The organism is Microbacterium sp. (assembly GCF_051860965.1).
GTDB lineage: Bacteria > Actinomycetota > Actinomycetes > Actinomycetales > Microbacteriaceae > Microbacterium.
The window spans coordinates 167,100-184,997 of record NZ_JBIMKU010000003.1 but is presented as its reverse complement, the minus strand read 5'-3'; the positions used below and the strand labels follow the sequence as shown (position 1 = coordinate 184,997).

The 17,898-nt window shown below is 71.0% G+C and carries 9 protein-coding genes; 4 read left to right on the top strand and 5 right to left on the bottom strand.

Features of this window, described 5'->3' with window-relative positions:
• Positions 1-22 precede the first annotated feature (22 nt).
• Entirely contained in the window at positions 23-3,859 is a 3,837-nt protein-coding gene (locus ACTIFV_RS06755; RefSeq protein ID WP_439592009.1) for a hypothetical protein, read from the top strand.
• A gap of 1 nt (position 3,860) precedes the next feature.
• Positions 3,861-8,540, top strand: a complete 4,680-nt coding sequence (locus ACTIFV_RS06750) for a hypothetical protein (protein WP_439592008.1) — start codon at positions 3,861-3,863, stop codon at positions 8,538-8,540.
• A gap of 6 nt (positions 8,541-8,546) precedes the next feature.
• On the opposite strand, the gene ACTIFV_RS06745 is transcribed toward ACTIFV_RS06750, so the two are convergent.
• A complete protein-coding gene (locus tag ACTIFV_RS06745) occupies positions 8,547-8,906 on the bottom strand; it encodes a nuclear transport factor 2 family protein (protein ID WP_439592007.1) in 360 nt (119 codons plus the stop codon).
• 425 nt (positions 8,907-9,331) lie between these two features.
• Between ACTIFV_RS06745 and ACTIFV_RS06740 the strand changes: the two genes are divergently transcribed.
• Positions 9,332-9,616: a Fe-S cluster assembly protein HesB gene (locus tag ACTIFV_RS06740; protein WP_439592006.1), complete on the top strand. Its 285-nt coding sequence runs from the start codon at positions 9,332-9,334 to the stop codon at positions 9,614-9,616.
• Between the two features lie 86 nt (positions 9,617-9,702).
• Here ACTIFV_RS06740 and ACTIFV_RS06735 read toward each other — a convergent pair whose 3' ends face one another.
• From ACTIFV_RS06735 to ACTIFV_RS06725, 3 genes are read right to left on the bottom strand one after another with little or no spacing between them, the layout of a single operon-like run.
• Complete coding sequence (locus ACTIFV_RS06735) at positions 9,703-13,098, bottom strand: error-prone DNA polymerase (RefSeq protein WP_439592005.1); 3,396 nt, start codon at positions 13,096-13,098, stop codon at positions 9,703-9,705.
• A 12-nt stretch (positions 13,099-13,110) separates the two neighbouring features.
• Positions 13,111-14,847 (bottom strand): DNA polymerase Y family protein, encoded by a 1,737-nt coding sequence (locus tag ACTIFV_RS06730; protein WP_439592004.1) that lies wholly within the window; start codon positions 14,845-14,847, stop codon positions 13,111-13,113.
• A gap of 8 nt (positions 14,848-14,855) precedes the next feature.
• Positions 14,856-15,650, bottom strand: a complete 795-nt coding sequence (locus ACTIFV_RS06725; RefSeq protein WP_439592003.1) for a hypothetical protein — start codon at positions 15,648-15,650, stop codon at positions 14,856-14,858.
• Between the two features lie 166 nt (positions 15,651-15,816).
• On the opposite strand from ACTIFV_RS06725, the gene ACTIFV_RS06720 reads away from it, so the two are divergent.
• Positions 15,817-17,289: a DUF222 domain-containing protein gene (locus ACTIFV_RS06720; RefSeq protein WP_439592002.1), complete on the top strand. Its 1,473-nt coding sequence runs from the start codon at positions 15,817-15,819 to the stop codon at positions 17,287-17,289.
• Between the two features lie 40 nt (positions 17,290-17,329).
• On the opposite strand, the gene ACTIFV_RS06715 is transcribed toward ACTIFV_RS06720, so the two are convergent.
• Positions 17,330-17,890, bottom strand: coding sequence for a cysteine hydrolase family protein (locus ACTIFV_RS06715; RefSeq protein ID WP_439592001.1), 561 nt, complete (start codon positions 17,888-17,890; stop codon positions 17,330-17,332).
• Positions 17,891-17,898 lie beyond the last annotated feature (8 nt).

The window sequence follows — 17,898 nt, the reverse complement described above, 5'->3', positions numbered from 1 at the left end:
ATCGAAACGCCGGGGGGCGTCGATGTCGTTTTCAGGCGAAGGTTGGGATGTCGTCCGGGCACGTCCGCTGATTGGGACCGAGACGCGGTTCTCGGCCGGCTGGCGGCTGAAGGACACGCTGAAGCTCGGCGAGTGGGAGCCTCCGGATCCGCCGGATCTGACGGTGGACGTCATCCGCCCGCGCGACCTCGTCGCGCTGACGGTGAAGTTCTACGGCGCGAAGCTCGTCACGGGCGAGGAGCCTTACGTGACCCGCTCGGGGTCGGCTCCGCACCTCATGGTGACGGAGTTCTCGTTCCAGCACGCGCACGAAGAGGCGCAGTACGTCACCGAGGGCGGCGCGAACGGCGTGCCCGGTGAGCTCGACCCCGAGCATCCCGTTCCCCCCGACGCGCAGACGACGCCGGCCGGCGTCAGCAATTCCCAACCGCCGCATCCGCCGGTCGGATTCCGGCCCGCGCGGGCGAGCCGGCTCGTCTTCGCGATCGGACCGAACGACCGCATCGACTTCACGCGCGAGGGCATCCTGCGGGCGATGCGCGAACTCTCGCCGGTGCTGCATCCGAACGCCGAGCCCCCGGGGACCCGCGGCACGATCGACGAATCGACGTTCCACCCGTTCATCCTGTGGCTCGGGCCGGGCATCGTCGCGCAGTACTCCGGCGCCGAGGTGCTCGTGAGAGCGCCGACCGCGGCCGAGCGCCGGGCGTTCCCGCCACCGGACGAGACGACGGTCGCCGGCGCCCTGCAGATCAGCGAGAACCTGCGCGCGCTGCGCACGCACGCCGCGACGATGGGCATCCGCACCGAGGGCCGGATCGTCACGACCCGCATCCCGGGCACGATCCGCGACATCATCGGGCGTCCGCCGATCATCCGGCCCCTCGAGATCCCGAAATACTCGAGCAGTCCGACCGCGCAGCAGACCGCGATCGAGGCGCCGTACCGGCTCATCATCTCGCCGTCGAGCGAGGGCCGCTGGACGCACTCCGACACCCCCGTGGACGCCGAGGACACCGCGCGGCACGTCGAGCTGTGGCACAGCCGCCTCGCGGTGACCGGTCCGACGGGCGACGTGACCGAGCTCGACGCGAAGCGCCGCATCGTGCGCGCCATCTGGACGCGCGACCGCGACGGACTCCCCCAGACGACGTGGCGGGCGAACGAGATGGATGACCCGGACCATCCGCTCCGCACGCCCAAGACCGCCGACGACCTGCCGTTCCGCGGGTCGCTCAACCGGGCCGACCGGCACCGGCTCGTGCGGCAGTCGGCGGAGAGGTGGCCTGGCATCAAGGATCCGGCGTCGCTGCGGCCCGTCGGCGTGGACAAGCTCTGGCTGTCGTCGCTCGGCGCCTGGCTCGACCTGCACGGCGCCTGGTACACGAAGGAGTACTCGGCTCGCGGCATCCCGTCGGTGCTCGCGTGGGACCACATCGCTCCGCTGGGACGCGATCAGTGGGTGCGGGTCGTCTACCCGGGCTACCTCTTCCCGTTCGGCCACGCGTGCGCGCTCGTCAAGATCACCGAGCGCCGCGTCACGGCGAACCCCGCCGTCGCGAGCCTCTACCAGTTCAAGTTCCTCGTGATCAGCGAGCCGTCGCGCACCTACACCCCGAGCGACAACCCCTACACGCGGCTCGACTTCTCCCCCACGACGACGCCCCCGATCGTCGACCCCGCCGACAAGGTCGACTCGTTCTTCGTGCCCCATGTCGCGGTGCCCGGCGCACCAACGAACGATCCCGGCATCCCGTACCAGTTCACGGGTGACTCGTGGGACAAGGACAACCTGCACGAGAGCTTCCGCACCCCCCTGTTCTGGGTCGCCGAGCACTACCTCGACTTCACGGCGGTTCAGGATGCCTACGACGCGAGCCCCTATCGGGTCATCCCGATGTCGGGTCAGAAGGTCGCGTACGCACCTCGCACCGCCGACGGCGACGCGATCACCGAGACCGTCGCGATGCGCTGGCGCGGTCGGGCTCAGGTGGGATCGTCCACTCCCTACCTGAGCTCGGCCGACGTCGTCGTCGACGCCGCGCGGCGCCTGTCGAACGTCGGACCGACGACGATCATCTTCAACCCGACCTACCTCTCCGACGGCTTCGGGCCGGCGAACACGGGCCAGGTCTGGGCGAAGGTGCTGCTCGACGACGCGAAGACGCCGCGCCAGCACGCCACCGACCCGGTCGTGCCGGCGGCGCCGACGATCGCGTTCGGCACGCCCAACGCGGGCTCCGATCGCTCCGGCGGGTTCGTGACGCCGGATGCCCCCATCCGCGGACTGTCGTCGCTCACGGGCGCGGTCGGCGACGTCGCCGGTATGGAGACCCAGAAGCTCAACCCCGAGGAGTTCTTCAAGGGCGCGCTGCCCAAGCTCTTCGGCCTCGTCGACCTGTGGGAGCTCATCGACGGCCTGGTCGACCTGAGCGGTCTGCCGAACATCGTGAGCGAGACGATGGATGCCGTCAAGCGGCTGCTCACGGATGTGCAGCGGCTCATCGACCTACTGCACACGGTCGAGGGGCAGCTCGCGGCCGCCGGGGCCGCGGCATCCGACCTCGAAGCGCAGCTCGCCGCCCTGCCCGCGCTCCTCGCACCGCCGGACGATCTCGACGACATCGCCGACCGCATCGACCAGATCGGCGCCGTGTTCCTCGCGATCGACGCGGCGGTCGCGACGGTGCCGGTCGGCGCCCCCGAACTGAGTCCCGCCCTGCGACGCAAGCTGGACGACCTCGCGAAGATCGTGCGCACGGCCGCGAAGGCGACCGAGATCATCGACGACCTCGAAGCGCTCCTGCACAGCTTCAACCCCGCGAGCGTCGAGGCGACCTACCGCTACGAGTGGACGCCCAAGCTCTTCACGCGCTGGCCGGCCACGGGGATCACCCTGATCGACCTGCCCGAGCGCGCGTTCGTCATCTCGGTCGAGGGGCGCGTGTCGGGCTCGGGCGACGCGTCGGTCACGGCGATGGCCGAGCTCCGCGGCCTCACCCTGCACCTCTTCGGCAAGGAGGGCGAGGGCGCGGCACCGCTCGTGCGCATCCCGTTCGAGAACATGTCGTTCATCGCGGGATCGAGCGGCAAGGCCGAGGTCGACGTCGTCCTGGGCGAGATCACGTTCCTCGGCATCCTGAGCTTCGTCGAGGTGCTCAAGGACTTCATCCCCTTCGACGGCTTCTCGGACCCGCCGTTCCTCGAGGTCGACACCACGGGGCTGCGCGCGGGCTTCACGCTGCCGATCCCGAGCGTCTCGGTCGGCGTCTTCAACCTCTCGAACATCTCGCTCGGCGCCGACGTGCAGGTGCCGTTCCTCGGCAAGTCGATCAGCTTCGGCTTCGACTTCTGCACGCGCGAGCGTCCCTTCAACCTGTCGGTCATGTGCATCGGCGGCGGAGGCTGGTTCGGCATCCGCCTCACGCCCAAGGGTCTCGAGGTGCTCGAGCTCGGCCTCGAAGCCGGCGTCATGCTCGCCGTCGACTTCGGCGTCGCCTCCGGCTCGATCTCGGCATCCATCGGCGTCTACATGCGCCTCGAAGCCGAGAAGGGGATGCTGGCGGCGTACTTCCGTCTGCGCGGCGAGGTCGACGTGCTCGGGCTCATCTCGGCCTCGATCGAGCTGTACCTCGAGCTCACATACCACTTCGAGTCGGGCAAGCTCGTCGGCACGGCATCGCTCACGATCGAGGTCTCGGTGCTGTGTTTCTCGGGCAGCGTCACGATCACGGTCTCGAAGCAGTTCGCGGGTTCGAAGGGCGACCCGAGCCTCGCGCAGCAGTACCTGCAGCCGGATGGCACGGCTCCGGGCTGGGACGACTACTGGAGAGCGTTCGCCGTCGAGGCGGGAGTCTGACATGGCACTCGAACACGTCATCGGGATCGCGCTCCCCCACTCGGCCCGGGCGGAGGACCCCTTCCACGTCTCGGTCTTCCTGACCCCGAAGCTGACGCCGGATGCCCCGCCCGAGCCGCTGTCGACGTTCGCAGTGTTCCCGCACTGGGCGCAGGCCGTGCGAGACGGCTTCGTCGTCGAGCTGACCGATCAGAACGGTCCTCTGGAGTGCACCGCGGTGCTCGACCCGATCGAGCCGAAGGTGTGGGATGCCGTGTTCCCGCCCGACACACCGGTCGGCCTCAACGCGGTGCCCGAGTGGGAGCAGCGCCGCTGGCGCACGTTCGACGCGAAGGCCGTGCACGACATCGGCAAGCTCGTCGGCCTGCTGAGCGCGATGGGCTCGCCGGTCGATCCGCCGCTGCCGTCGACGCATCCCCTCACCCCCGGCCTGCTCTCGACGCTGCGGCAGCTGGACGCCTACTCGGGACGCATCGGCGTGGGTCGGATCGACGACGAGGTGCTCACCCGCGTGCTCGACGAGGTCGTGGGCGAGTCGTCCGACCGCCCGGGCGTGCGGCGGGTGCCGGACGGCGCCGGATCGACGTCGATGGCGCAGACCCTCGCGCTGCTGCACCAGGCCCGCCGGTACTACGACCGGCCCGAGTCGAAAGCCGACTACCGTGGCACGCCCGACGGACCCCCTCCGCCGCCGGTGAAGCCGCCCGTGCCGGAGTTCCACGAACGCGTCGCCTCGGTCGGAGACCACGCGCGGATGCTCCGCATGCTCGGGCTCGTGATCGACCTCCGCGTCTCGGACGTGTCGCGTCTGCGGAAATCCCGCTGGCTGCGTGCGGTGCTCACCGTCGCAGGGTCCGGCGGAGCGGTCGTGGTCGGCGCCGCGCCGCGCGTGCGGTGCGAAGCGACGGCGGACGGTGCGCTCGTCACGGTGCCCGGCACCTCGGAGTGGGCGCAGGGCGCGCTCGCGCTCGGCGAGACGGCGAGCTTCTCGGTGCTCGACGCCGACGCCGACGGCACGGCGCTCAAGACCGAGCAGTACCTGCGGGTGCTGCCACGGCTCCTCGCGAGTCAGGCCAACATCGAGCCGGTGGATGCGGCATCCCCCGCCCTGCGCACCTCGGGATTCACCGTCGCGCGCACACGCCAGGCCGCGACGCTCTACGACCGGATCGGGCGGCAGAAGAGCCTCGAAGCCGTGCTCGCGGCGCCCGTCGCGGCAGCGATCCCCGAGCTGCTGTCGGAGGACGTCGCCCGGGGCATGCGCGTCGAGGTGTGGGATGACACGGTCAAGACGTGGAGGTCGCTGCACGAGCGCCACACGATCGCGACCGTGCTCGGTCTTGCCGACCCGATCGATCTCGGCGACGGGCACGGCTTCATCCAGACGGCGCCGGCCGAGCAGAGTCCGGCGACGGATGCCACGCCCGAGCCGCCCATCAACGTGCACGAGGCGATGTTCGGCTGGGAGGGGTGGAGCCTGTCCGTCCCCAAGCCGGGCAAGCGCGTGCCGGTCGACCCGACGGCGGACGAGCCCGACGACGCCCCGACGGCGGCGAGCGCGGATGCGCCGCATCCCGTCTCGTTCGCCCACTCGCTCGTCGACCACACGCTGCCGCGACTGCGGTTCGGGCGCGACTACGCGTTCCGCGCGTGGCTGGTGGACCTCGCGGGCAACGTGCGACCGGCCGCCGCGCCCCCGCTCGACGCCCCCGACGACCTCGTCTCGGGCGAGCTGGGAGCGCGGTTCGCCGAGACCATCGCGGCGCGGTATCGGGATGCCGGCCTCTCGCGCCTGCGCGCCGTCGGCTCGGGTCTCGAGCGCACGGCGGCGAGCGAGGTGCTGCAGCCCACCGACGTGCTGCCGCCGGGCAAGCCGCCCGTGCTGGGTCGCGGCGAGCAGGCCAAGCTGCGCGCCGAGATCCGCGCCGCCCTCGGAACACGGGCGGCCGCCGGCGACGAGCTCGGGACTGACCTCATCGACAGCCTCGCGCCCGCCCGCGACGCCTCGCGTGCCGCTGTCGTCACCGAGATCGTGCGGTCGTCGTTCGCCGCGGCGACGGCGAACACACCGGCGGAGGCATCCGTCTTCACGGCGACCGCCGCCGCAGAACCCGCCGCCTACACACGGGCGATCGTCGGCCAGATCGGCGCGCTCGGCGGAGCATTCGGCCCGAACGCACTCGGACCGGGGATCGAGCTCGCCCTGAAGACCGTGACCGAGCTGCGGCCCTACCTGCGATGGGACCCCGTGCCGCCGCCCACTCTCGTCGCGCGAGCCAGGTACAGCGAGGGCGAATCGCAGCGCGTGCTGGTGATCCGCAGCGGTGTGGAGCAGCATCCCGACACCCTCGACGTCACGGTGACCGATCCGGAGACGTATCTGGCGTCCGTCGCGGCGATCGATCCGGGGACGACGTTCGCCGCGTCGTCCGAGCGCCACCTCGTGCCGCCCAAGACGAGTCAGCTGCAGGCCGAGCAGCACGCGGCGTTCGACAGGCTGGTCGCCGACGGCCCCGCCGGCGTGACGCTCGCGCTGGCGGCCGCCGTGCGCGAGAACGGCACGCTCTACGACATCGACGTCGCCTCCCTCGACACGCCGGGTGTGCGCACGCCCGTCACCGGAGTCTCCGTCGTCGCCGATGCATCCGTCGACCCCGCCGACATCGTGACGCTGCCCATCCCTCAGGGCGAGGCGCCGCCGGCGGGCCAGTACGTCGTGCACGACGTGGACGACCTCGTGCTGCCGTATCTGCCCGATCCGCTCGCCCGTGGCGTGTCGATCGTCTTCCCCGACGCGTCGATCACACCCGCGCTGCCCCTGCCGTTCGGCATCGAGGGCTTCACGGCCGACTACGAGGGCGAGGGCGACTGGCCGCGCGTGCGCCCGCTCCGCCTGACGCTGACCGACGGCTCCACGCCGCGCGTCGATGTCGCCTCGCGGGTCATCGACTTCTCGCTGCCGGCGGGCACCGTGCAGCGTTTCCGGCTGTCGAGCTGCCTGCAGCCGGCGGCGTTGACGGGGCTCGGCATGTGGCGCTCGTGGCCGCAAGTCATCCAGAGCCATCCGCTCCTGCGCGAGGCCGCGCGCGACGGCTACTTCTGGTCGATCACCCCGAAGGAGAACCTGCTGCTCGTCCACGCGACGCCGCGGCCGATCGCCGCGCCGCGGCCGGTGAACGTCCGCGCCCTGCGCCCGACCGATGCGACCTTCACGTATCTGTGGGGCGGCGTGCACCTGCACGGGGCGAGCACGGAGCAGCTCACCGCCGAAGCGTCCTGGACGGAGTACACCGACGATCTCGGGCAGGCCCGCTGGCAGGCGACGCCGAGCAAGGGTGCGGCGTTCACGACGCGGGTGACGCCGCACGAGCGGCTCGGCATCCTGTTCCCGCTGCTGCCGCAGGGCGACCTCGACTGGCCCGCCGACCCGTCGATCCGCATCCATGGCGTCCGTCACGACTTCGGCGACACGAAGCACCGCGTGATCGACTATCGTCTGCGGGCATCGACGCGGTTCCGCGAGTACTTCCCGCCTTCCCTGCTGACGCCGGGGACGGATGCCGCGCCCTTCGACGACGGATCCAGCACCGTGAGCGACCTGCTGCGCGTCTCGGTGCCGTCGTCGGCGCGACCGCAGCCCCCCGTCGTCCACTCGGTCGTGCCGCTCTTCCGCTGGTCGCACGACGATCCGACGCTGTCTCCCGTCGCGGACGAGGGCACCGCGCAGCCCGGTCAGCCCATCGCCGAGCGCCACACGCGCCGGGCCGGCGTGCGCATCTACCTCGAACGGCCGTGGTTCTCCTCGGGCGAGGGCGAGCTGCTCGGCGTCCTCGTGCAGTCGGGCGCGCAGCCCGGCCCGGGCGGATACTCGCTGTGGGCGCAAGACCCGATCTGGGTCGGCAACCGGTTCGAGGACCCGCACATGCCGCCGCTCAACCTGATCGACTTCTGGCGGGCCGAAGGCTCCGACGACGTGTGGCGGCCCGGTGAGCCGGTCGCCCGCGGCGTCGATCTGGTCCTGCCGACCGGCGTCGACACCGAGCGGACGTACCGCGCGAGCGTGCTCGGCTACCGCCCGCAGTACAGCGAGGAGCGCCGCAAGTGGTTCGTGGATGTCGCGCTCAACCCCGGCGCGATCGTGTGGCCCTTCATCCGGCTCGCGGTCGCGCGATATCAGCCGGGCAGCATCGCGAACGCCGAGCTGTCGGCGCCCGTGCTCTGCGACTTCGTGCAGGTGCCGCCCGAGCGCGCGGCGACCGTCAGCAGGCTCGACGAGCACGGAGTGCGCGTCGTCGTGACGGGACCCGTGACGCATCGGCCCCTCGCTCCGCGCGACTCGGACGTCGCCTCGATCGGGCAGAACCGCGCTCTCGTGGCGAATCTGCAGGAGGCGGACCCCGAGATCGGCGGAGACCTCGGCTGGATCACGCGCGACAGCGTGCAGCTCGACCTGCTCGCGTACGACGCTTCGGCTCACACCGCCGCCTGGGGCGGGAGTCTCTCGTGGACCGAGTCCATCCCCCTCCGCCGGCCGGGCCCGGGCGCGTCGTCGTGGCGCGTCACCGTCGAGGAGTGGGAGCGGTTCCCCGGCGACCCCGTCATCGGGCGCTTCATCGGAGCGGCCGGTCGGCTGCCCCAGTGGGAGCAGCGGCTCGTCTTCGCCGACGAGGTCTACCTGTAGCGGGCGTTACGCCCTCTCGAACCACCAGTCCTGGAACTCGGTGGCACGACCCTCGTCGTCGAACCGCACGAGCCACGTGTTGTCGTAGACGCCCGACTTCGGGCCGTCGGAGTACGACGTGATGCCATGGATTCGTGCGGCCGCGCCCGACTCCTGCTCGACACCTCCCGCATACGTCCAGGTGCCCGGCGCGTCCTGCTCTTCGAGCCAGTGCGCGACGATCGCGTCGACGCCCTGGAAGGGATCGAGATGGCCGGGTGCTCCGCGGTACGTCGCATCCGGCGCGAACAGGGCACGGATGCTGTCGGGGTCGTTCGTCTTCCAGGCATCGAGATAGCCGTCGAGGAACCGCTGCGCGTTGCTCATGCGACGAGGGTGGCACGGGGATGCGACATCCGACAGTGCGACGGCGGGGATCCGGACCTCGACATCCGGCAGGCGCCGGCATTCCGTCGCGCTTTCGCCCTGCGGAGCCGAGCCGCTCGCGCCGTCGCGCGCGGGGTCGGAGGCCCTTCAGGCCATGTTCGGCACCTTCCTCCGGGACGTTCCTGAGATGAAGGACGTTCACCGCTGTCCTTCATCTCAGGAACGTTCTGAAGAGAACACGTCCGTCCGATCACACCAGGCACCCGGACCGGTCACCTGTGCGGGGCAGGGACACCGAGCGGCGGCGTCGGCGAACCTTGGCATCCGGTGTGAATGGCACCCGACACGCGCGACACGGTTGCGATCCGAGCCGGATCTCGGAATCGTGGCCGGTTCCGATGCACGCCCAACGGAAGGAGAGCACCATGCTCACAATGACCGACACCGCTGCAGAGGCTGTCAAGGCGATCGTCGCCGGAGTCGCCGACGTCCCCGATGACGGTGGAGTCCGCATCCGCAACACCGGCCCCGAGCGAGGCTTCGAGATCAGCGTCGCCCCCGCGCCGCAGGCGACGGACGCCGTCGTCGATTCGCACGGCGCACGGATCTTCGTCGACGCCGAGGCGGTATCGGCGCTCGACGATCGCATCCTCGACGCCGAACAGGCACAGGACGGATCCGTCCGCTTCGCTCTCGCCAACAAGGCGTGACGCAACCCAGGGAGCCCGGCGTGCAGGGCTGAGGCTCCATGGCAGGCCCCCGCTTCGGCGGGGGCCTCTCTCGTGCCCGCCACGCATCAGCGGAAGTCGCGCGAGCGATGCTGCACCCCCACCCTGAGGTCTTCGAACCGATCGGCGAGCAGGTTCGTCACTCCCTCGACCGAGCGCTCGAGCACACCGCGCACGATGAGAGCGGGCGCATCGCGCACGACCCGCCGGTATCTGTTCCACACCCCGACCGAGCAGATGACGTTGACGAGGCCGTGCTCGTCTTCGAGATTGATGAACGTGATGCCGGATGCCGTGGCCGGCCGCTGCCGATGCGTCACGAGTCCTGCCACCTCGATGCGCCGGCCCGATTCGTGCGTGCGGAGTCCGATCGAGGTCAGGACGCCCCGGGCATCGAGCCCCGACCGGTAGTGCGTCATGGGGTGGTCGTCGGTCGAGACGCCCGTCGCCCATAGATCGGCGGCGAGCAGGTCGTAACTCGTCTGATCGGTGAACAGCGGCGGCTGGACCGACACGAGCGAATCGGGCAGGAACTCGACGCGATCCTGCGCGGCGGACCCCGCGAGCCAGATCGCCTCGCGCCGTGTGAGCCCGAGACACTCGAACGCCCCCGCCGTCGCGAGCGCCTCGAGCTGCGCCGCCGTGACACCCGTGCGCCGCACGAGATCGCGGAGGTCGCGGAACTCGCCCTCGGCCTCGCGCGCGGCGACGATCCGCCCGGCGACCGGCGTGCCGATGCCCTTGATGGATGCCAGGCCCATGCGCACGGCGAAGGCGCCGTCGCGGCGATGGGCGGCGTCTTCGTTCGGCTCGGTGCGATCGAAGACGCCCACGGGGGGCTGGACGCGGTGGGTGCAGGTATCCCTCCCCTCCTGCACAGCACCGGCGATGCCTTCGAGCACGGCCTCGACCCCCGAGAGGTGCAGGTCGGGGCGGCGCACCTCGACGCCGTGGTGGCGGGCGTCCGACACGAGGGTCGCCGGCGAGTAGAACCCCATCGGCTGCGCCCGCAGCAGCCCCGCGAGGAACGCCCCGGGATAGTGCAGCTTGAGCCACGAGCTCGCATAAACGAGCAGACCGAACGAGAGGGAGTGCGATTCGGCGAAGCCGAAGTTCGCGAATGCCTGGATCTTGGCGTAGATCGCGTCCGCCTCATCGCCCACGAGCCCGTTCTCGGCCATGCCCGCGTAGAGCTTCTCCTTCAGCGAGTCGATGCGCTCGACCCCGCGCTTGGATCCCATCGCGCGGCGCAGCAGGTCGGCATCCTCCCCCGTCAATCCACCCACCGCCATGCCCATCTGCATGAGCTGCTCCTGGAAGACGGGGATGCCCAGCGTGCGCTCGAGCACGGGCTTCAGCTTCTCGTGCGCGTACGTCACGGGCTCGAGTCCGAGCTTGCGCTTGACGAACGGATGCACCGCCCCACCCTGGATCGGCCCCGGCCGGATGAGGGCGATCTCGATCACGAGGTCGTAGAACCTCCGCGGCTGCAGCCGCGGCAGCAGCCCCATCTGCGCGCGCGACTCGACCTGGAAGACACCGACCGAATCCGCCCGGCACAGCATGTCGTAGACCCCCTTCTCCTCCTTGGGGATCGTCGCGAGCTCCCATTCCTCGCCCGTCGCCTCGCGGATCATGTCGAAGCAGTACTGCAGGGCGGCCAGCATCCCGAGCCCCAGCAGGTCGAACTTGACGAGCCCCATCCAGGCGGCGTCGTCTTTGTCCCACTGGATGACCGTGCGATCCTCCATGCGCGCGTGCTCGATGGGCACGACCTCGCCGACAGGCCGGTCGGTGAGCACCATCCCCCCGGAGTGGATGCCGAGATGCCGCGGTGCCTTGAGCAGCTCGCCCGCGAACTCGAGCACGCGATCGGGGATGTCGTGCCCCGCGCCCGTCTCGAGCAGGGCTCCCCAGCCCTCGACCTGCTTCGACCAGGCATCCTGCTGCCCCGGCGAATGCCCGAGCGCCTTGGCCATGTCGCGGATCGCGTTCTTCGGGCGGTACTGGATGACGTTCGCGACCTGCGCTGCGCGGTCGCGCCCGTACTCGCGGTAGACCCACTGGATGATCTCCTCGCGCCGATCCGAGTCGAAGTCGACGTCGATATCGGGCTCCTCCTCGCGCAGCGACGACAGGAACCGCTCGAACGGCAGATCGTAGGCGATCGCATCGACCGCCGTGATGTCGAGCAGGTAGCAGATGGCGCTGTTGGCCGCGGAGCCGCGCCCCTGGCACAGGATGCCGCGGCGCCGCGCCTCCTGCACGATGCCCCACACGATCAGGAAGTACCCGGGGAAGTCCTTCATCTCGATGACCGCGAGCTCCTTCTCGATGCGCGCGCGATCCTTCTCGCTCAGGTCGGGGTACTTGCGGCGCGCTGCCTCCCACACGAGCTGACGCAGATACGACATCGGCGTGTGTCCCTCGGGCACCTTCTGCTTCGGCAGGGCGGGCTTTGCTCTGCGCAGCGGGAAGGCGAGTTCGGCCGCGAGCGGCACGGTGCGGGCGACGGCGTCCGGATGCCGCGCGAACCGCTCCGCCATCTCGGCTCCCGATCGCAGATGCGCGCCCGCGTGCGCGGGCAGCCAGCCGTCGAGCTCGTCGAGCCCGCGATTGGCGCGGACGGCGGCGACCGCCGCGGCGAGCAGCTGCCGCTGCGGCACGGCGTAGTGCACGTTGTTGGTCGCGATGAGCGGAAGGCGCCGCTCTGTCGCGAGGGCGGCGAGCACGTCGTTGTCACGAGTGTCGAGCGGGTTGCCGTGGTCGATGAGCTCGACGTGCACGGCGTCCCTCCCGAACAGGTGCACGAGACGGTCGAGCTCAGCCGCCGCCGCTGCCGGTCCGCTGTCTGCGAGCGCACGCCGGACGGCGCCCTTGCGGCATCCGGTCAGGATCACGGCGTGATCGTCGAGCTGCGCCGCGAGCTCGTCGAGGTCGTACACGGGCCGGCCCTTCTCGGCCCCCTGCAGCTGGGCGTGCGTGATGGCGCCCGCGAGCCGGTGATAGCCCTCCTCCCCCCGCGCGAGCACGAGCAGGTGCGCGCCGACGGGGTCGGCCTCGCCGTTCTGCGGCCGCGGCAGCTCGAGCGACAGCTCGGCGCCGAAGACGGTCCGCAGCGCGAGGGTCTCGGATGCCTCGGCGAACCGCACGATGCCGTAGAACCCGTCGTGGTCGGTGATCGCCAGGGCCTCGAGTCCGAGCCGCTCGGCCTCTTCGGCGAGCTCTTCGGGCGATGACGCTCCGTCGAGGAACGAGTAGGACGAATGCGCGTGCAGCTCGGCGTAGGGCACCGTCTCGGCCGGTCGCTCGATCTTCGGCGCGACATACGGTCCGCGCTTGCGCGACCACGCGGGGCTGTCGCCGCCGTCGGCTCCGACCGGCGGACTCGTGCCGGGGCGGCGGCGGTCGCTGAGCACGCGCTCCATCTCGGACCACGGCACGGACGGATTGTCGAACCCCATCAGCCGGACCTCTCAGTCATAGCTGCCCTCGATCGTCCACGAGCCGCGCTCGCACACGAGCAGCCAGGCCGCCCCCTCGTCGTCGACGACCTGGAACCGATGCGCGCGGCGCGCGCGCGCGGCATCCCATCCCCTCTCGACGACCGGCCACGGACCCGCCCACTCCTCGATCCGCCGCACGCGCCCGCCCTCGACGAGCACGGCGGGCACCGCCGTGACCGCGCCGCGGTCGTCGACCTCGACCGCGTATCCGCCGAGGGTCAGCACCTCGACCGTCGGCGGCTCGGCGAACACCGTCGTCGGCAGCGGATCGGGCAGGCTGCCCGGCCACGGCCGGGCGCGCTCCTTCGCGACGACGGCGCGATCCCCCCACGGAACGAGCACCTGCCGCTCGGTCAGCCATCTGCCGCCCCCGATCGCGGGCGTGACGACGGCGCGATGGCCGAGCATCGCCTGCACGCGCGAGAGCGCGTGGTGCACCTTCTCTTCGGGGGCGGAGCCGAAGATCGCCGGTCGATGGTGGGATGCCGCATCCACCGCCTCGGGAGTGATCCGCACCAGCGCGACCCCGCTGCGCAGGCTCTCGGTGTCTTCACCCAGCTGCCAGCGCACGCGATCGACGACCGCCGCGGCGTCGAACGAGGCGGGATGCAGCCACACCCGCTCGCTGCGCTCGCCCCGATCGCCCACGAGCTCGACCCGCAGCTCGGTGCACACGAGATCGATCGCGCCGAGCCCCGCGATGAAGTCGTCGGCGGCGACGCGCATGCCGAACGCGACCTGATCGGCGATCTCGAGCGGAGGCTCGAAGGCGACCTCGCGCTGCAGCTCGGGTGGAGGCGTGCGGGGATGGACGGGTTGCGAGTCCCGCCCACCGGCGAGGGCGTGCAGGCGGATGCCCCGCCCTCCGAAGCGCTCGCGCACGCGATCGGGAGGCATCGCGGCGAAGTCGCCGAGCGTCTGCACGCCGAGGCGGGCGAGGAGGCCGACGAGATCGTCGCTCGCGGAGCGGCGGCGGTCTTCGCCTTTCGTCGAGGGACCCAGCGCTGCAGCGTCGAGCACCGAGACGGGGAGGGAGGCGAGGAACCCCGCCGCTCCCCCGGCCGGCACCACGAACACGGGGTCGCCCGGCACGGCGCCTGCCTTCGCTGCCTGTTCGGCCGTGAAGGGGCCGTCGGCGATGCCCGCGCGGACGTCGTCGAGACCGAAGGCGCGCAGTTCCGCGACCAGCATGCGGGCGGCTTCGGTCTCGCCGCCGTAGTAGCGCGCCGGTCCGCGGGCGCGGAGCGCGCAGAGCCCCGGGCGCACGAGCTGCACACCCGGCGCCTTCTCTTCGATGCGTGCGATGACGGGGGCGAAGGCACGGTGATCCCGCGCGGCGTCGGCGGGGACGATCCGAAGCCCCGGGCAGCGCGACTGGGCGTCGCGGCGACGCTGCCCGCGGCGGACGCCCTCGGCACGCGCCGCTGCGGAGCACGCGATGACCGCGTTCCCCTCGATGACGGCGATCGGCAGAGCGGGATCGAGCGGTTCCGCGTCGGGCACGATCGCCCGGGCGGCGGGCGCCCGTCCCGTCATGGCGGGCGCCCGTCCCGTCATGACGGGCGCCCGTCCCGTCACGGCGGGTGCCCCGGCACGGCCTGGCCGGGAGGGGTCCGGCCGGCGCGGCTCCGAGGCCGCCGCGCGGGTGAGCGCCGTCACCGGCCAATCGGGGAACCACAGCACGAGACTCCGGATCGGAGCATCCATCACCGAGCTCACCCCGCCCTCGACCATTCGACGCGCTGTTCGCCCGCCTGCCCGTCTGCCGGCTCGAACACGGGTACGGGTGGGGCTGCTTGCTCGAATGCGGGCTGGGCTGTCGACTCGACCCGGGTCAGATGCGCCGGCGCCGTGTCGACCGCCCCCGAGGCATCCGGCAGCAGCACGCGCGCGCGCCGGGGAGTCGGCCATCGTCTGCTCGCGGACGTGACGGTGATCCTGCGCTCCTGCAGATAGCCGTGACCGCGGCCGATGCCCGACCACGCCTGCTCGCCGAGTTCGAGCACCGCCTCGGTCTGCGGCCAGGGCCCCTGCACGAGCAGCACCGCCCCGCGGTCGCGCAGCCGCGCGGCGAGGCGCGCGACCTCGCCGTCGGGCGCACGGCCGCTGGGACGCACGGCGACGACGGGGAGCACATCGGCGATCGTCGCGGTGACGGCGAGCCAGCGCGCACCCGGATCGGGGATGAGCACGAGTCGCGACAGATCGACCCCCATCGCCTCGGCCGCTTCGGCGCCGAGCCGCGGCATCCCGACCACTCCGCACCAGGAGCCGTCTTGCGAGGCCTGTGCCATCAGAGCGAGCAGGAGCGACGTCGAGCGCGGCAGCGAATAGGCGGCACCGGGTTTGAGGCCGCCGCCCGGCAGCAGATCGGCGAGAGGATGGATGACGGGGAGAACGGGCGCATCGAGTCGGCGCCCCTGCATACGATCGAGTTGCGCACGCAGGCGCTGCACGTCATCGGCCGGAGCCGGTGCACGTGAAGCGGTCGCCAGCACGATGCCCCCCATCGATCTATCAGAACGTATGTTCTATTTCTGAGATGTTCCGACTGTACGCGGATCTCCGGACATTGCAAGATGTCGGATCGCACGTTTGCAGATTCGAAGATAGATGCTAATCTGATGTCAGAAGCCGCGCAGTGCCCAGTCGCGATCCCTCGTTCATCGGAGTCTCATGGGCACGCACGTTTCGACACCCGGGTCATGGCCTGAGCTCGACGCGCTCGTGTCCGAGATGCTCGAGACTCGTCGTGCGATAGCCCGTGCGCAAGCGCGAGAGTCGCAGCTCCTGTCGGCCGCCGTCGACCTCGCGATCGCCCATCGTCCCGATCACCGTTCCTCGTCCGATATCGCGATGCGCGAGATCTCCGCCGAGCTCGGCGCCGCCATGAGGGTCAGCGATCGCACGGTGCAGACGCGCATGGGCGACGCCGTGGCGCTCGAGACGAGGTTCCCGGCCGTCCTGTCCGCGTGGCAGGAGGGGCGGATGGATGCCGGTCACGTCAACGCGATCCTCGACGCAGGCGCCGACATCCAGGACGACGATGCGCGACGACGGTTCGAGGCGATGGCCGTCGAGATCGCGTGCGAGACGACGCCGGCACTGCTGCGCGGGCACGCGAAGGCGATCGCGGCAGAGCTCGACCCCTCTTCGACCGCGGAGAGGATGCGGCACGCGCACGGCGAGCGCAGAGTGCGGGTCTTCGACCTCGACGACGGGATGGCCCGCGTGCTCGCCGATCTTCCCGCCACACTTGCCTACGCGATCGCCGACCGGCTGACACAGATGGCGCGGGCGGCACAGACGGATGAGGCGCGTGATGTCGGGAGCGCGAGTGGTGGAGCGCTCGGCGCAGGAGTTGGTTCCGACGCGGTCGGTTCGCCCGGCGTGGGTGGTGGTTCCGACGCGGGCGGCTCGCCCGGCGTGAGCAGTGGCTCAGACGCGGACGGCGAGTCTGGCGAGAGCCGTGACACCGACACGGTGCACGAGCACGTCGTTACCCGCCCTCGGGTGGATGCCGACGACCGCACGATCGACCAGCTGCGGGCCGACATCCTCGCCGACCTTCTCCTGGCCGGTGCTCCCGCGGCCCACGGCGACGGCGATGCATTCGCGGCGATCACCGCACACGTGCAGGTGACGGTGCCGGTGCTCTCCCTCGCGGGAGTGGACGAGTCCCCCGCTCTCCTCGCCGGGTACGGCCCCATCGACCTTGCGACGGCCCGGCGCCTGTGCGCCGACGCGGCCGGCTGGGACCGCGTGCTCACGCATCCGCTCACGGGGGGTGTGCTCGCCGTCGACCGCTACCGACCCGGCGCCGATCTCGGGCGATTCCTCACGGCGCGCGACGAGCACTGTCGCTTTCCGGGATGCCGCAGGCCCGCCCGGCGCTGCGACATCGATCACACGATCGACGCAGCCTTCGGCGGCGAGACCTCGGAGGGCAATCTCGCGCACTTCTGTCGTCGGCATCACACACTCAAACACGCCACGGACTGGACCGTCAGACAGCTGGGTGGCGGCGTCCTCGAATGGACGAGTCCGACCGGCCGGCCGTATCGGGACAGGCCGCCCGCGATGGTGCGATTCGTTCCATCGAGTGCACCCGATCCGAGGGCGGAGCATCATGAACACGCGCCGTTCTGATGCCGTTCGGGCGCGTCCGGCCGCTTTCCGGCGCGCGAGGTCAGTCGACGAGCGAGGCGGTCGTCGCGATCGTCGCGAAGCCGCCGGCCTGAAGGTCCAGAGCCGTCGTCGCCATGAGCTCATCCGCGGTGCGTGTCACGACGCCGAGGCCCGCGACGTCCGTCGTCAGGTCGAACGTTCGCGTCGCGTCGAGGGCCACTGTCACGTCGTAACCGAGGTTGCCCGCCATGCGCGCGGTCGTCTCGACGCACATGTTCGTCTGGATGCCGCAGATGACGAGCTCGGTGATCTCCTTCGCCTGCAACCACGCGTGCAGATCGGGGTCGCCATAGAACGCCGAGTTGACGTTCTTGCCCACCGTGAGCGCGGGTTCGATCGCGGCGACGACGTCGACGAGCGCGTTGCCGGGCTCATCGGGGTTCAGCGGCGAACCGGGAGAGGTCGAGTCGTGGTGCACGACGACGATCGGCTCGCCGGCCCGCGTCCACTGCGCGGCGAGCGCTGCGACATTCGCTTCGCACTCGGGATTCGTCGTCGGTCCCCAGAACGAGAGGTCGTCGAAGGCGCGCTGCATGTCGATCACGAGAAGGGCTCGGCTCATGTCCCCAT

Coding starts and splice junctions, on each gene's coding strand:
- ACTIFV_RS06755 (WP_439592009.1), top strand. CDS start 23: ATGTCGTTTTCAGGCGAAGGTTGGGATGTCGTCCGGGCACGTCCGCTG.
- ACTIFV_RS06745 (WP_439592007.1), bottom strand. CDS start 8,906: ATGAGCAACGCGCAGCGGTTCCTCGACGGCTATCTCGATGCCTGGAAG.
- ACTIFV_RS06735 (WP_439592005.1), bottom strand. CDS start 13,098: ATGGGGTTCGACAATCCGTCCGTGCCGTGGTCCGAGATGGAGCGCGTG.
- ACTIFV_RS06725 (WP_439592003.1), bottom strand. CDS start 15,650: ATGGGGGGCATCGTGCTGGCGACCGCTTCACGTGCACCGGCTCCGGCC.
- ACTIFV_RS06715 (WP_439592001.1), bottom strand. CDS start 17,890: ATGAGCCGAGCCCTTCTCGTGATCGACATGCAGCGCGCCTTCGACGAC.
- ACTIFV_RS06740 (WP_439592006.1), top strand. CDS start 9,332: ATGCTCACAATGACCGACACCGCTGCAGAGGCTGTCAAGGCGATCGTC.
- ACTIFV_RS06750 (WP_439592008.1), top strand. CDS start 3,861: ATGGCACTCGAACACGTCATCGGGATCGCGCTCCCCCACTCGGCCCGG.
- ACTIFV_RS06720 (WP_439592002.1), top strand. CDS start 15,817: ATGGGCACGCACGTTTCGACACCCGGGTCATGGCCTGAGCTCGACGCG.
- ACTIFV_RS06730 (WP_439592004.1), bottom strand. CDS start 14,847: ATGGATGCTCCGATCCGGAGTCTCGTGCTGTGGTTCCCCGATTGGCCG.